The organism is Gemmata sp. (genome assembly GCF_051859125.1).
In the GTDB taxonomy this organism is placed as follows: Bacteria; Planctomycetota; Planctomycetia; order Gemmatales; family Gemmataceae; genus Gemmata.
Genome location: NZ_JBHYGG010000246.1, coordinates 1 through 15,581, shown reverse-complemented (window position 1 = coordinate 15,581; position 15,581 = coordinate 1). Strand labels below are relative to the sequence as shown.

General features: G+C 70.0%; 10 protein-coding genes. 4 read left to right on the top strand and 6 right to left on the bottom strand.

Annotated features, from left to right (window positions below):
• The first annotated feature begins 25 nt into the window (after positions 1 to 25).
• Positions 26 to 823 carry an RluA family pseudouridine synthase gene (locus ACTIGN_RS20750; protein ID WP_439627357.1) on the top strand — a complete coding sequence of 266 codons (798 nt, stop codon included), beginning with the start codon at positions 26 to 28 and terminating at the stop codon, positions 821 to 823.
• 78 nt (positions 824 to 901) lie between these two features.
• Here ACTIGN_RS20750 and ACTIGN_RS20745 read toward each other — a convergent pair whose 3' ends face one another.
• The 5 genes from ACTIGN_RS20745 to ACTIGN_RS20725 form a co-directional block, all read right to left on the bottom strand.
• Complete coding sequence (locus ACTIGN_RS20745; protein WP_439627355.1) at positions 902 to 2,191, bottom strand: FG-GAP repeat domain-containing protein; 1,290 nt, start codon at positions 2,189 to 2,191, stop codon at positions 902 to 904.
• A gap of 73 nt (positions 2,192 to 2,264) precedes the next feature.
• The gene (gene secD / locus ACTIGN_RS20740) at positions 2,265 to 5,633 is read right to left on the bottom strand and encodes a protein translocase subunit SecD (RefSeq protein ID WP_439627353.1); all 3,369 of its coding nucleotides are present in this window, start codon (positions 5,631 to 5,633) and stop codon (positions 2,265 to 2,267) included.
• Between the two features lie 98 nt (positions 5,634 to 5,731).
• Positions 5,732 to 6,076 carry a preprotein translocase subunit YajC gene (locus ACTIGN_RS20735; RefSeq protein WP_439627351.1) on the bottom strand — a complete coding sequence of 115 codons (345 nt, stop codon included), beginning with the start codon at positions 6,074 to 6,076 and terminating at the stop codon, positions 5,732 to 5,734.
• A 67-nt stretch (positions 6,077 to 6,143) separates the two neighbouring features.
• Entirely contained in the window at positions 6,144 to 7,256 is a 1,113-nt protein-coding gene (gene tgt / locus ACTIGN_RS20730) for a tRNA guanosine(34) transglycosylase Tgt (protein WP_439627349.1), read from the bottom strand.
• Positions 7,257 to 7,403: 147 nt separating this feature from the next.
• Entirely contained in the window at positions 7,404 to 8,780 is a 1,377-nt protein-coding gene (locus ACTIGN_RS20725; RefSeq protein WP_439627347.1) for a DNA-directed RNA polymerase subunit alpha C-terminal domain-containing protein, read from the bottom strand.
• A gap of 291 nt (positions 8,781 to 9,071) precedes the next feature.
• Between ACTIGN_RS20725 and ACTIGN_RS20720 the strand changes: the two genes are divergently transcribed.
• Positions 9,072 to 10,427 (top strand): HEAT repeat domain-containing protein, encoded by a 1,356-nt coding sequence (locus tag ACTIGN_RS20720; protein WP_439627345.1) that lies wholly within the window; start codon positions 9,072 to 9,074, stop codon positions 10,425 to 10,427.
• Between the two features lie 117 nt (positions 10,428 to 10,544).
• Here the strand turns inward: ACTIGN_RS20720 and ACTIGN_RS20715 are convergent, their stop codons facing one another.
• Positions 10,545 to 11,840, bottom strand: a complete 1,296-nt coding sequence (locus ACTIGN_RS20715; protein ID WP_439627343.1) for a sensor domain-containing diguanylate cyclase — start codon at positions 11,838 to 11,840, stop codon at positions 10,545 to 10,547.
• 535 nt (positions 11,841 to 12,375) lie between these two features.
• Here ACTIGN_RS20715 and ACTIGN_RS20710 point away from each other — a divergent pair.
• Both ACTIGN_RS20710 and ACTIGN_RS20705 read left to right on the top strand, forming a co-directional pair.
• Positions 12,376 to 13,953 (top strand): PAS domain-containing sensor histidine kinase, encoded by a 1,578-nt coding sequence (locus ACTIGN_RS20710; RefSeq protein ID WP_439627340.1) that lies wholly within the window; start codon positions 12,376 to 12,378, stop codon positions 13,951 to 13,953.
• A gap of 34 nt (positions 13,954 to 13,987) precedes the next feature.
• A complete protein-coding gene (locus ACTIGN_RS20705) occupies positions 13,988 to 15,421 on the top strand; it encodes a sigma-54-dependent transcriptional regulator (RefSeq protein WP_439627338.1) in 1,434 nt (477 codons plus the stop codon).
• The last annotated feature ends 160 nt before the right edge of the window (positions 15,422 to 15,581 follow it).

Genomic DNA, 15,581 nt, shown 5'->3' with positions numbered 1-15,581 from the left:
GACACGGAGCGTGGGAGCGAACGACATGAGCGATTCGGGCGACACTCCGGCCGCAGAGCAGGGGAGCGCCGCGCCCGGCCCGGTCTCCGTGTCTCCCCTTCTCCCGGTCTCCCCAACTGAACCCGCGGCGCTGACGGCCGACCAGATCCTCTACGAAGACTACCACCTCCTCGCGGTCAACAAGCCGGCCCCGCTGCTGACCCAGGCCCCGCCCGGCGTGCCGAACCTGGAGGCGCTCGCGAAGGCGTACATCAAGGCGAAGTACGCCAAGCCCGGCGGCGTGTACCTCGGCGTCCCGCACCGGCTCGACCGGCCCGTCAGCGGCGTCGTGTGCTTCGCCCGGAACACCAAGGCGGCGCAGCGCGTCCACTCGCAGTTCGAGCACCATCAGGTGCGCAAGGTGTACTGGGCGCTCGTTGAGGGCGAGGTGACGCCCGACACCGGCGTGTGCGAGGACTGGCTGCGGAAGGTGCCGGACGAGCCGCGGGCCGAGCGGGCGAAGGAGGGCGACCCGGGCGCGAAGCTGGCGATGCTCGAGTACCGCGTCGTGAGGAGGCTCGGCGACCGCACGCTGGTCGAGTTGCTCCCGCTCACCGGGCGGATGCACCAGTTGCGGGTGCAGATGGCGTGGCGCGGCCACCCGGTGCTGGGCGATGAGATGTATGGCAGCACGCGGCCGTTCGGGCCGGTCGCCGAGGTGCCGCGGGACCGCGTCGTCGCCCTGCACGCCCGGTCGCTCACGATCACGCACCCGTTCACGACGCACCCGCTCACCTGGGTCGCGCCGCTGCCGGCGTACTGGGGCGATGTGGAACCCGCGTAGGGCCGGCTGTGCCGGCCGAAGCGCAGGGTGACGCGCAAGGCGTCGGCCGGCACAGCCCGCCCGACGCTGCACACGAAATCACGTCCCCTGGTTCCAAAAGAAGCGGCAGTTCCCGGTGGCGCGGCCCACGGCGATGATGTCCGGCTTGCCGTCGCCGTCGAGGTCCGCGACCGTCAGGTCTTCGACCGCGACGCCGCCGTCGTCGATGATCTGCCGCTCCCACTTCGCGCCTTTGCCGTCGGTCGCCTTGTAGATGCGGACGCCGCGGCGCTCGGTGTGCTTGTCGCCGGCCTTCGGGTTCGGGTCGTCGCGGACGCCGATCACCAGTTCGTCGGTGCCGTCGCCGTCGAGGTCCGCGAACCACACCCCGTGGCCCCACCGCAGTTGCTCGTCCACGACGTGCCGGTCCCACAACTTCCCGGCCTCCTTCGGCGGGGTGTACACGACGACCTGGTTGCCGTGCCACGGCTCGATCGTCGCGATAACCCAGTTACCCGTACGGAACTTGGTGGACTTGATCTCGCTTGCACCGCGGGTGCCCATCGGGTTGGCCTGGTTCCCCGCGCCGATCTTGGACGTCACCCACTTGCCTTTCTCCCACGAGATGATGTGCACGCCCTCGTAGGCGGTCACCAGAATTTCCACGTTGGGAGTCTTGCGGCCGGTCACGGTACTCGGCTCCAAACTCGCTCCGAGATCAGTCGAGAGGGGATGCTCGTAGAAGTTGTGGCATACGTGCAGTTCCTCCGAGAGCACCTCGGTCTTCCAGTTCTCGGCCTTCTCGGGGTCCTTCGCGGGCACCTTCAGCGCGATGACCCGCACCGGCCGGCCGTCGGTCCAGTTCCCCTTCGCGGTCGCGTCGCGGCCCATGAGCGGGACGTGGACGATCTCCGGCTTGCCGTCGCCGTCGGTGTCGAACGCCCGCACGCGGTGGACCGTCGGCTCGTCGCACGGGAGCGGGTGGTAGGTCCACTCGTCGTCGAGCGACTTGCCGCGCTTGACCCAGCCGAGTTGAGCGGCGTTCGCGGTGTCGAACGGCTTCCACGCCGAGCCGATGACGAACTCGGGGAGCCCGTCGCCGTCGATGTCGATGGCCGCGGCGCACACGTTGTCGGGCCTCGTCTTGCCGTCGAGCATGACGCGCTTCTTCCAGTCGCCACCGGGCCTGCCGGGGTTCTGGTACCACACGAGCTTGTGCTGGTCCACGACCACGACGTCGAGCTTCTTGTCGCCGTCCACGTCGGCGGCGAGGACCGCGTACCCGATCTTCAGCCCGGAGTCGATCTCCTGTGCCTTGAACTTCGGGAACTCGGCGGCGTGCGCGGCGAGTGGCAGCGCCGCGAGCAGGGCGGAGAGGAGGTGTCGCATGGGGGAACCTCGGGGGCGGGAGCGCGCTCGGCGCAAAAAAACACCCCGGGCAGGCCCGGGGTGTTTTGGTGGATCAACCTTCGACCACTTCTTCCTCGGCCCCTTCCTTGTGGGCCGGCTCCTCGACCGCGGCTGGGGCGTGCTCGTCGTGGCCCTCGCCGAACGCGAGGAGCAGCGGGGCGGCGACGAAGATCGAGCTGTACGTCCCGACCAGCACGCCGATCACCATGACGAACGCGAACAGGTGGACCCCCTCGCCGCCGAAGGCGTAGAGCACGATCGACACGAGGAACACGGTCGTCGCCGTCAGGATGGTGCGGCTCAGCGTCTGGTTCACGCTGTCGTTAATCATCTGCGGGACGAGCTTCGGGTTCTTCCCGCGGACCTCGCGGATCCGGTCGAACACGACGATGGTGTCGCTAACCGAGTAGCCCACGAGGGTGAGCAGCGCGGCGACCGCGACGAGGTCGATCTTGAAGTCCTCGATGCCGAGCAGGCTCGCCCCGGGGATGAAGTGCAGGTAGTGGCACACCGCGATCGCCCCGAGCGTGAAACACAGGTCGTGGACGAGGCACAGCACGGCGGCCAGGCCGAACGTCCAGTTGCCGAACCGGAACCACAGGTACAGGAGGATCGCGACCCAGCTCAGGGCGATGGCCCAGAACGCCTTGGACCGCGTCTCCTTCGCGAGCTGGCTGTCGAACACCTCCAGCCGCTCGGGCTCCGGGGCCGACTCGAACAGTTGCTTGGTCTCTGCCAGGATCCGCTTGAGCGCATCGGTCTGGGTCTTCTTCTCGGCGTCGGTGTCCGGCCCCTTGAGCTTGCCGAGCGCCGGGTTGTTCGAGACGTCCACTGTCATCTTGGTGAACCGGCCGTTGGTCTCGGTGGCCTTGTCGCCGGTGATCGAGAACGTGTCGGACTCGCCGCTGGCCCCGGCCTTCTTGAACTCGCGGTTCAGGATCTCCTGCACGTAGGCCCGGGAGGTCGGCTGCGAGAACGTCAGCTCGACTTTTGGGCCGGTCACGTCGCCGATGCCCATGGTCGCGCCGGCCATGAGCGACTTGCCGCTGTCGTCGCGGAGCAGCCGGTCCAGCGCCGCCCGCACGAGTTCGGGCTGCCGCTCGGTGGTGCGGATGGTGAAGTACCGGCTCTTCCCGTCGCCGTAGGCCGGCTCGCCGGCCAGGAACATCTGCTCGACCGACCAGTCCGGCAGTTCGCGGGCGCGGCGGACGACGTCGGCGGCCATCTCCTCGACGGTGGCCCCGGGGGGGCGGTGGCTGAGGGTCACCGTCGTGTTCGAGTTGTCGGCGTAGGCGATCGTGTACACGTAGGTGTTCGCCGTGGTCGTGTCGCCGGCGGGCTTGTTCGCCCACTGCGCCGACGTGGCGGTCAGTTGCTTCTTCTGGTTCGCCTCGCCGAGCAGCTCGCGGAACCCGGGCTTCCCGTCCGAGGTGGTGGTGAGCGACCGCTCCTCGCCCTCGCGGAGCTTGCCGGCGAACACGGTGCCGCCGCGGAAGTCCACGTTCAGCCCGGCCTCGCCGCGGGCCACGAACAGGCCCAGGCCCAGCACCGAGCTGACGACGGCGAACGTGAACATCGCGAACCGCAGCTTCATCGGGTGGAAGTTCGGCTTCTCGAACAGCTTGAGCATCCGCAGCTCGGTGAGCCACCGCTTGTGCAGCCAGAAGTCGAACATGAGCCGGGTGAAGTACAGCGACGTGAACAGGCTGATGACCAGCCCGACCGTGAGGCTGATGGCGAACCCCTTCAGGTTGTCGTTGCCGAACGTGTACAGCACGATCGCCGTGAAGATGCTCGTCATGTGCGTGTCGATGATGGTCCCGAACGCCCGGTCGTACCCGTTGCGGATGGCGGTGATGAGGTTCGCCCCCTTGTTCCGCTCCTCCCGCAGCCGCTCGTAGATCAGCACGTTCGCGTCGACCGCGATGCCGAGCGTGAGGACGAGGCCCGCGAGCCCGGGGAGGGTGAACGCGGCGTTCACCGCGACCATGAACCCGACCGTGAGGAGCAGGTTGGCGAAGAGTGCGACGCACGCGACCAGCCCGGCGAACCGGTAGTACACGACCATAAACACGAGGATCGCGACGAACGCGAGGCCGACGGCCAGCGTCCCCTTGGTGATCGTGTCGCGGCCGAGCGTCGGCCCGATGGTGTTCTCGCTCACCGGCTTCTCGCGGAGTTCGGCGCTCAGCGCCCCGCTCCGCAGGATGTACACCTGCCGCTCCACCGTCTTCCGGTCGAACCGCCCGGTGATCTGCCCGTGGCTGGTGATCTCGCTCTGGATGGTGGCCGACGACACGACCCGGTCGTCGAGGAGCACCGCGAGGAGCCGAGAGTTGTTGTTCGACGGCTTGTTCCGCCGGGTGATCTTGCCGAACACCTGCGCGCCGGCGGCGTTGAAGTTGAACTCGACGCACGGGTTGAACGTCTTGGCGTCGGTCCCGGCGGTGGCCGTCAGGGTGACGTCGCCGCCGACGCGGACCGAGTCCTCGGGCGACACGCGGGTCAGCACGAAGTACTCGTACTTCTTGGCGTCGACGAGCTTGGCGATCTCCTCCTTCGACTTGCCCTCGCGCTCCAGCCGCTCCCGCTCGGACTCCTCGCGGGCGAGCTGGTCGCGGTTGGTGCAGACCCGGCTGTACAGCACCTCGGTGGCGACGGCGTTGTCGTTGACCACGGTGCGGTTCGGCCCGATCACGAACGTCTTGCCGGTGGCGCGGGCGGCGGCTGCGGCGGCCCACAGCCCGCCGGCCCCCTCGCTCGCGTTGCTCAGCCCGAGGTCGATGCGGAACTCCGGCCCGACCTCGGCCCACACGTACCGCACCTTGGCCTTGGTGGCGTTGATCTCGACGTTGAACTCGTCCCGCGGGCCGGGCGGGGCCTTGCCCTCGTCGGCCAGCGCCTTGAGCACCTCGGGCGACTCGTTGTCGACGGCGGCGCGGGCCGCGGCGATCCCCTCGGCGTCGTCGGCCCCGTTGGCGAGGATGCGGAACTCGAGCACGCCCATCTGCGAGATGAGCCGCTTGGTCTCCTCGATCTCCTCGGCCGTCAGGTTCGTCTTGCCGCTGCTGGCCCCGCCGGTCGGGAGGATGATCTCCAAGCGGCGGTCGCCGAGCGGGCGGACGGTGACGTTCTTGATGTCGGTGGGGTCGATGCGGCGCTTGATCTGGGCCGCGAGCTGGTTCATTTCCTCGGGGCTGAGCCCGGCGGCGGCGGTCGCGTCCCGCTTGACGAGTTGCCCGTCCTCGCCGACCGCCTCCTTCCGCTGCTTGGTCCGCTCCAGGTTGATCTCGTAGACGAGGATGGTCCCGCCCGCGAGGTCGATGCCGAGCTTGTACTTGTCGACCCGCACCGCGAACACGCCCGCCAGCAGGCAGGGGATCAGACAGATCAGCAGCCCGCGGAGATAGTTCCGTTGCATGGTGTTCCGTTCCCTGTCCGGCTACGCCCCGCCGCTCGTCGCGGCCGGGCGGACTCCGGGTCTTGATTCCGCACCCCGACGCCCGCACTCCGCACTCGTCACTTCGCGGCGGTCTCGGCCTCGTCGGTCCCGACCACCTGGATGACCGCGCTCCGCTTGATCCGGAACCGCGAGTCCTCGGACTTGATCACGATCTCGTCCTCGCCGTCCTTCGCCGACACGACCACGCCCACGATCATGGCGTTGGTCACCACCTTCGCGCCGCGCTTGACGCTCGCGTGCAGGTTCTCCAGCTCCCGCTTCTGCTTCCGGTTCATCATCGGCATCACGACGACGACCAGGAACAGGATCCCGATCGCCATGATGAAGACCGGGTTCGCCGGCCCGAGCGGCTGCGGCTGCTGTTGCGCCCCGGGGTCCTGCGCGATCAGGCTGTACGTCATGGTGTGCGTCATTGATGCGAGCGGCGGCCGCGGGGCCGCCGTGGTCGGTCTAGTCGGAAAATTCAGTTTAGGGAGCGGCGTTCCACCGGGCAAGGCAACCGGCGTGGAACGCGGCGTACCGGCGCCCGATGATCGCGTCCCGGGCGCCCCGCATCAACCGCAAGTAGAACGCGACGTTGTGGAGGCTCAGGAGCGTCGGCCCGAGCATCTCGTCGGCGGCGAACAGGTGGTGCAGGTACGCGCGGGAGTAGTTCGCGCAGCAGTAGCACCCGCAACCGGACTCGACCGGGGCCGGATCTCGCCGGTGCGTCGCGTTCCGCAGCCGGATCGGGCCGTCGGCGGTGAACGCCAGCGCGTTGCGGCCGTTGCGGGTCGGCATCACGCAATCGAACATGTCGACCCCGGCGGCGACCCCGGCGAGGAGGTCCTGCGGCCGACCGACGCCCATGAGGTACCGCGGCTTCCCCTCGGGGAGCAGGGCGGCGCACGCCGGCAGCGCCGCGTGCATCGACTCGGGCGACTCGCCGACGCTGAACCCGCCCAGGGCGTACCCCGGGAAGTCCATCGCGACCAGCTCCCGGGCGCACTCGGCCCGCAGCTCGATGTCCAGGCCGCCCTGCACGATGGCGAACTGCGCCTGGTCGGCACGGGTGTGGCACGCCTTGCACCGGGCGGCCCAGCGGACCGTGCGGGTCACGGCGGCCCGCACCTTCGCCGGCGTGGTGTCCTTGAGCGACGGGCACTCGTCGAGCACCATCGCGATGTCGGACCCGAGGTTCTCCTGGATGCGCACCGCCCGCTCGGGGGTGAGCTCGAGCGGGGAGCCGTCGATGTGGCTCCGGAACTTCGCGCCGTCGTCGGTGACCTTCACCTGCGTGGCGAGGCTGAACACCTGGAACCCGCCCGAGTCGGTGAGGATCGGGCCGGGCCAGTTCATGAACCGGTGCAGGCCGCCGAGGTCGCGGACGAGTTCGTCGCCGGGCCGCAGGGCGAGGTGGTAGGTGTTCCCGAGGATGATCTGCGAGCCGGCGTCGCGGACCATCTCGGGGGTGAGCCCCTTGACCGTGCCCTGGGTGCCCACGGGCATGAACACGGGGGTCCGCACGACGCCGTGGGGCGTCGCCATCGTGCCGGCCCGCGCCGCGCCGTCGGCGGCGTCGAGTTGGAAGGAGATGGCCATTTCGAAGGCAGAGGTCAGAGGACAGAGGTCAGAGGACAGAGGACAGAAAGAGAAAGAGGCAGAGGTCAGAACCAAGTTGGCTTGGTTTCTGACCTCTGGCTTCTGTCCTCTGTCGCCGAAGGCGTGTGTCTGTTGTCCTCCGAAGGGTCAGTCCCCGCGGAGCTTCAGGTTGTGCTGGACGAGCCGCTCGCGGACCTCGGTGAGCGAGGTCATGCCGAAGTTCTTCGCTTCGAGCAGCTCGTCGGCGGTCCGCTGGACCAGCTCGCCGAGCGTGGTGATGTTGAGCCGGTTCATGCACTTGCGGGCCCGGACCGACAGGTTCAGGTCGCTCACCGGCTTGTTCAGGGTCGCCTGCTCCTCGGGGCTCAGGTTCTGCTGCGGGCGGTACCGGAACTCGTACTGCTGGCCCTGGTCGAGCGACTGGCCGATCCGCAGCGCCTTCGCGTTCATGATGGCCTTGATCTCTTCGAGCGAGGTCTCGCCGAAGTTCTTGCTGGCCAGCAGTTGCGACTCGGTGACGCGGGTCAGGTCGCCGAGGGTGCGGATGTTCATCCTCTTGAGGCAGTTCCGGCTCCGCACGGACAGCTCGAAGTCCGTGATCGGGACCTCCAGCACCCGCTGGTGCTCCTCGCTGAACTGCTCGTCCTGCGGGTTGTAGTCCTGGGTCAGCGACGCCTCGGCGTCCTTGACGAACAGCTTGGCCCGCTCGTCCCGCGGGTCGGCCCGGTGGAGCCGGCGGTAGCACTCGGTCGCCTTGTCGTACTGGTCGTGGTCCTCGTACAGGATGCCGAGGTTGTACAGCACGCCCTTGCCGACCGGCGGGTACTTGAGGCACTTCTCGTAGTACCCGATGGCCTCCTGGTCGTTGCCCTGGAGGTCGTTGAGGAACCCGAGGCGGAACAGCGCGCCGGCGTGCCGGGGCTCGAGTTCGACGGCCCGGGCGTACGACTTGGCGGCCCGGATCGGGTCGCCCTCGGCCTCGGCGACGCCGCCCTCCTGGAAGTAGAACTCGGCGTTGTGGGCCGCGCCGTCCTTGAGCTTGGCGAGGATCGCCTTGGCGTCGCCGAGGTGCTTCTGGAGCCGGAGGACGCCGGCCTTCTGGAGCTGCGTCAGTTGGGCCGCGTAGCCCGACTTCTCGGCCCGGTCGAACGCCTTGACGGCCTCGGCGAGGTGGTCCGTGGCGTCGCCGTCGTCGTCGGCGTAGGGCTTGGCCTGGCCGAGGTACATGTGGGCCTGGCCGAGCCAGAACGCGGCGAGCGGCCCCTCGGCCTTGTTCAGGTGCTCGACGGCCGTGCGGATCTGGCCGAGGAAGTAGAACGAGATGCCGAGCTTCAGGTGGATCTTCTTCTGCTGCGGGGCGGCGGCGACGGCCAGCCGCTTCTGGAGCGTGTCGGTGATCTCGCGCATCGCGCGGACCTGCGACCCGCCCTGGGCCAGCCCCTCGCGGAGCCGTGACACCATCCCGCCCTCGAAGTCCTCGCGCTCGACGAGGAGGGCACGCAAATCGATCAGAGGTTCCGTCACGGGTGGCTCACTCCCGGGGCCGGCGGCGGCGCGGCACGCGGGGGTGCGTGGCGGCGCGTCGGTCCCCAAAAACGGGCCGGGCCTTTCCGCGCGTCGGCAGAGCGCGCGAGAGCCGGCCTTGCAAGGTGCATGCCGAAGAGTTGTATCCTACGCACCCGACCGGGGGCGCGGCAACCCCACCGCCGCCGGAGGGGCGCTCCGGGCGGGCCGGGCATTGCCGTTGCGGCCGCAAACGCCGCGGGTATCTTGTGTGTTGTCAGGGACTGGGGAAGAGCTCACCAGGGGACCGCCATGTTCACCAGACCTCTCGCCGGACTGGCCCTCGCCGCGGCGCTCGCCGTCACCGTTTCCGGCCAGGAACGGGTCGCGGGCCTCCAGCCCGATCCCAAAGAAACCAAGAGCCCCGGGCCGACCAAGCTCCCCGAACTGAAGTGGCCGACCGAGATCGGCGGCAAGGACGCGAAGTCGTGGCTCAAGGACCTGAGCGACCCCGACGCCGCGATCCGGCAAGCGGCGCTGAACACCATAACCGGATTCGGCCCGGAGCTGAGGAAAGATAAGGCCGTTGGCAAGGCGCTGCTCGCGCGGCTGAGGGTCGAGCCCGACCCGGGAGTGAAAGCCGTACTCTTCGACACCGTCGCGTTGATCGGGTTCGAGGACCCGGGGGACGAGACCGAGGCAATCCGCCTGCTGGCGGGGGTCATCGACAGCCAGTTGACGAGTTCGGTCGGGCGGAGGCACGCCGTCCAGGCGGTCGCGGCGTTCGGACCCAAGGCCGAAAAGGAAGTGAAGCGCGTCGCGGGCTACTCGCTCAACGACCCGTCCTTCGAGACCCGTCAAGTGATCGCCCGGTGCCTCGGCCAGATCGGCTTCAACAAATCGGTCGGCCCCAATTATCTCGCGCTCCAGGCGCTCGCCACGCTCGCCCGCGACGGGAGCGGCGCCAAGGACGGGAGCGTGGCGGTCCGGATGGACGCGCTCCAGGCGCTGGTGCTGCTCGGGCCGCCGTGGGAGGGCGCCCGCAAGGACGACAAGACCCCCCCGAAGATCAACCAAAAGTCCGCCGACTTCGTCGCCGACGTGATGCGGGCCCGGCTCGGCAAGGGGAAGACCAAGGACGTCGAGCCCGACAAGCAGCTCGAGATCTGGTGCCGCGTGGTGCTCATGCGGTTCGACCCGAAAGAGATCAACGACGAGAACCTGACCGCGATCGCCCGCCACTGCGAGGCCAAGGACGACGGGCCCAAGGTCCAGGCGCTCCAGGCACTGGCCATCTTCGGCGAGCAGGCCGGCGCGAAGGTCGATGCCGTCGTGGGCGTGCTCCAGGACGACAACCCGCTGGTGCTGAACACGGCGCTCACGGCCCTCGCGTCGATGGGCGTGAAGGGCGCCGGGGCGATCGAGCACCTGGAGAAGGTCGAGAAGAAGTGGGAGAAGCTCCGGCAGGAGCGGCTCATCGAGAACCTCAAGGACAAGACGTTCTCGGAGGCCTACGACAAGCTCTCGGCCAAGGAAAAGGAGCAGGTCGTCGCCAGCATGCCGCAGGAGCAGGTCCGGCTGACGGTGGCCAACACCATCAAGTGGATCAAGAACTCGAAGCCCGGGGTGCCGGGCGGCGAACAGCCGGCGCCCGACAAGGCCCCGTGATACCGAATCGTGGTGAACAGTATCTGTAGCCGGCCTCTGTGAGGCCGGGCCTTGGCGAGTCCCCAAGGCCCGGCCTCACAGAGGCCGGCTACAGTTCGGAATCAATCAGATCCGGCATCACTCCACGGGGCCGAGTTCGACGCGGTCGCGGCCGGCGTGCTTGGCCCGGTACAGCGCGAGGTCGGCGGCCCGCAGGAAGGTGTCCGGCGTGGCGCCCGCCCCGGGGACCGCGACCGCCGCCCCGATGCTGACCGTGACCGCGATCCGGCGGCCCTCGTAGGTGACGCTCGCGTCCGCGACGGTGCGGCGGACCCGCTCGCACAGCCCCCGCACGCACGCCTCGTCGCACCCCGGCATCACGATCAGGAACTCCTCCCCGCCGTACCGCCCGATCCGGTCGTACCGCCGCACGGCCGCGTTCAACTCGCCCCCCAGCGCCCGCAGGACCGCGTCCCCGGCGAGGTGCCCGTACCCGTCGTTGATCCGCTTGAAGTGGTCGATGTCGAGCAGCGCCACCCCGACCGCGGTCCCGTCCCGGCGGCCGCGGTCGAGTTCGTCGGCGAGCAACTTCAGGATCGCGCCGCGGTTCCACAGCCCGGTCAGGGCGTCCTGCGTCGCCTGGACCTCGAGCTGGGCCTGCGCCTCCTTGCGCTCGGTGATGTCCCGCATGATCCCGGTGAAGAACGTGAGCCCGTCGAGGGTGAACTCGGTCAGGGTGAAGTCGAGCGGCACCGGGGACCCGTCCTTCCGCCGCCCGGTCACCTCGCGGCCGGTCCCGATGACCCGCGGCACGCCGGTCCGCAGGTAGTTCTGGATGTACCCGTCGTGCTCGCCCCGCCACGGCTCGGGCATCAGGACGCTGACGTTCCGGCCCACCGCCTCGGCCGCGGCGTACCCGAAGATCCGCTCGGCGGCGCCGGCGAACGACTGAATGGTTCCCCGGTGGTCGATCGTCACCAGGGCGTCGGTCGAGTGGCTCACCACGGACCGCAGCGCCTCCTCGGCGTGCTTCCGCTCGGTCACGTCGCGGACCACCCGGCAGAACCCGCGGAACCCGCCGCGGTCGTCCCGGAGCGCGGCCGTCACGTAGTCGCCCCAGAACCGGGTGCCGTCGCCGTGGACCAGCCACCCCTCGCGGGCGGCGTGGCCCCAGGCCCGCGCCTCGGCGAGTTCGATCCCCGGCTTGCCCGCGGCCGCGTCGCCCGGGGGGTAGAGCCCGGAAACGTGCGAGCCCACGAACGCCGCCGCGTCCCCGGCCCACCCGGCCGGGCCGCTGTGCCATTCCGTGATGGTGCCGTGCGGGTCCGTGAAGAAGATGGCGTACTCCCGCACGCCGGCCAGCAGCAGCCGGAACCGCTCCTCGCACTCTCGCGACGGGTCGCGAACACTGTCGACGTTGTGGGCGGTGCCCATGGGCGTTCCGAGATCGTGGGGCGTCGATCGTCGCGCGGCCGTGCGCCGCGTTCGGGCCGGACACCCATCTGTAGGCGCGGCCCGGTCGCGTTCCCACCCGTCACCCGGGCGGACCGAAACGGGGCTCTCGCGACGAGGCACACACTGGTAGTCAAATTCCGGGCCGGCCTTCTGATTCTGGTCCGGGGCTGGAGCCGCGGATCCGATGCGGCCTCCGATCGGTGGACGCTCCGCCGCCCGAGACCGCACGGAACGCGATCTGCTTAACGAGAGAACTCGGCTCCAAACCGTCAGGAACGCCCTCGCGGGGCACCGCGAATCCGAGCCCTCGCAGTCGGGCGCGTAGGGTCCGGTCGGCCCGGTCGGTGTGTCGGGCGGGCGCAGGTGGTGACGCGCCACGTGTGCGGCGGTGGCACACCGTGTGTTGACACCCGTGGCGCGATCTGAAACCATTCGAACAGAGTTTGGGATGAAATTGGACCTTCGGAATCGCGCCGTCCTCGGGCCACCGGGCGGTCCGTCCATGAGGAGCGTCGTGCTCGCACGCATCACCTCGGACCAGCTCGCCGAGATCCTCGACATCGCCGAGGACGGCATCGTCACCGTGGACGCCCGCCAGGAGATCGTCCTCTTCAACCGCGGCGCGGCCAAGCTGTTCGGCTACGCCCCCGACGAGGTGGTGGGCCGGCCCCTCGACGTCCTCCTCCCGGCCCGGTACCGGCCGCCGCACCGCGGCCAGGTGGACGGGTTCGGGCGGGCCGCCGAGCACGCGCGGCTCATGGGCGAGCGGCGCGAGGTCCACGGCCGCCGCAAGGACGGCACCGAGTTCTCCGCCGAGGTGTCCATCTCGAAGCTCGGCTCGGGCGACGGGATGCTGTTCACGGCGATCGTCCGGGACGTGTCGGTCCGGAAGCAGTACGAGGCCGCGCAGCGGGAGCTGGCGCACCTCCGCGCCCAGGCCCAGCTCGCGGCCGCCGAGGCCCGGCTCGACGCGGTCATCCGGTCGGCGCAGGACGCGATCATCACCCTCGACTCGGACCTGCGGACCACGCTGTTCAACCCGGCCGCCGAGCGGGTGTTCGGGTGCCCGGCCGCCGAGGCGACGGGCACGGACCTCGCGCGGTTCCTCCCGGGCGGGCTGCCCCTCGGAGGCCCGGTCGCCGCGGCCGCGCCGCTCCGGATCGAGGGCCGCCGGGCCGACGGCACCCCGGTGCCGCTGGAGGTCTCGATGGCCCGGACCGAGGTGGGCGGCGAGGCGGTCCACACGCTCATCCTCCGCGACGTGACCGGGCGGGTCCTGGTCGAGGGGCAGCTCCGCGAGACGGCCGCGCAGCGGGAGCGGGCGCTGGTCGAGTTGCAGGCCAAGTCCGAGGAGCTGCGGGGCACCACGCAGCAGCTCTGGCAGGCGGCCCGGCTCGCCGGGGTCGGGGAACTGGCCGCGAGCATCGCCCACGAGCTGAACAACCCGCTCGGCACGGTCAGCCTGCGGGTCGAGGGGCTCATCGCGAAGACCCCGCCCGACGACCCGCGCCGCAAGCCACTGGAGATCATCGAGGGCGAGGTCGAGCGGATGGCCAACCTGGTCGCCAACCTGCTCCAGTTCAGCCGCGCCGGGCGGGACCAGGTCTCGACCGTGGACGTGTGCGAGGAGATCACCAGGACCGTGGACCTGGTGGCGCACCACCTGCGGAAGAAGCGGGTGAAGGTGGACACGCAGTTCGCCGCCGACGTGCCCACGATCCACGCCGACCGGCAGCAGCTCCGGCAGGTGTTCCTGAACCTGTTCACCAACGCGGCCGACGCCATGCCCGACGGCGGGCACCTCACGCCCCGGGTCCGCCCCGGGACGCTGCCCGGCGGCGTGGCGGCCATCGTCGTCGAGGTGGCCGACACGGGGGCGGGCATCCCGGCCGACCTGCTCCCCCGGGTGTTCGACCCGTTCTTCACGACCAAGGAAGAGGGGAAGGGGACCGGCCTGGGACTTGCTATCTGTCGGAGGATCGTGGACCAGCACCGCGGGCGGGTCGAGGTCGAGAGCCTCATGGGGCAGGGGACCACCGTCCGCCTCGTGCTCCCGGTCCGCCCGGACACCAACGTCGCGGGCCTCAAGTAGCCGCCCCGGCCCCGCACCCCTTTCGGACCCCGCCATGACCCCCCCCACCCCCCGCGGCCGGCTCCTCGTCGTGGACGACGAGGTCGAGTTGATGCGCGCCCTGTGCGAGTCGCTCGGCGAGCAGGGGTTCGAGGTCCAGGGGCTCACGGACCCGGTGCTCGCGCCCGACGCGCTCCGCGACGGCGGGTACGACGTGCTCCTCTCCGACCTCATGATGCCCGGCACCGACGGCATCCAGTTGCTCCGCCGGGCGCTGGAGATCGACCCCAACCTGGTCGGGATCATCATGACCGGGCAGGGGACCATCCAGACCGCCGTCGAGGCCATGAAAACCGGCGCGTTCGACTACGTCCTCAAGCCGTTCCGCCTGCAGACCATCCTGCCGGTCCTCGACCGGGCGATGGAGGTCCGCCGCCTGCGGGTCGAGAACCTGCGGCTCCGCGCCATCGTCAAGGAGCTGACGTTCGAGTCCCCGCGGTACCGCATCGTCGGGTCGAGCCCGGCCGTGCGGCGGGTCACGCAGTTGATCGAGAAGGTGGCCGGCACGAACGCGACCGTCCTGGTCCGCGGGCCGAGCGGCACCGGCAAGGAACTGGTCGCCCGCGCGGTCCACGGCAACAGCGCCCGCCGCGACAGGCCGCTGGTCACGGTGAACTGCGCGACCCTCCAGGAGACGCTGCTGGAGAGCGAGCTGTTCGGCCACGAGCGGGGCGCGTTCACCGGGGCCGACCGCACCAAGCCGGGGCTGTTCGAGGTCGCCGAGGGCGGCACCCTGTTCATCGACGAGGTCGCGGAGATGGCCCCGGCCCTCCAGGCCAAGCTCCTGCGGGTGCTGGAGGACGGCCACTACCGGCGGGTCGGCAGCACCCAAGAGAAACACGCCGACGTGCGGGTCGTCGCCGCGACCAACAAGCCGCTCGAGGACGAGGTGCGGGCGAATCGGTTCCGCGAGGACCTGTTCTTCCGCCTGAACGTCATCGCGATCACCCTGCCGCCGCTCCGGGACCGCCGCGAGGACGTGCCCGAACTGGTGGCCCACATCCTGCGGACCCGGCAGGTCGGCAAGGCCCCGTTCGCCGTGGACCCCGAGGCGATGCGGGTGCTGTGCGCGTACGACTGGCCGGGCAACATCCGCGAACTGGCGAACGTGCTGGAGCGGGCGCAGATCCTCGCCGAGGGCGACACGATCACCGTGGACGACCTGCCCGAGGGGGTGGCGCACGCCGCGGGGCCGGCCCCCGCGGGCACCGGGGCGGTCGCGGCCGCGCCGGCCAACCCGGACGACCTGGACGACGTCGAGCGCCGGCACGTCGTCGCCGTGCTGCGGCGGCACGACGGGAACAAGGTCCACGCGGCGAAGGCGCTGGGCATCAGCCGGCGGACCCTGTACCGGCTGATCGACAGGTACCGGCTGGGGGGCGTGACCAAGGCGACCGACGCGGACCCGGCCCCGCCCGCGGCGGGGTGAGACGGGACGCCGTCAGTTCACATTTCGAGTTGCTCTGTAGCTTTCCTCTTGGGATACGCATGAAGTGGCTGGCGGGCCGCCACGGAGGGCGGCCCCTACCCGATGCATTAGATGTTCTTCACGATAAGCTCGGTGCCGGTGCGCACCCGCCGCGTGGCGG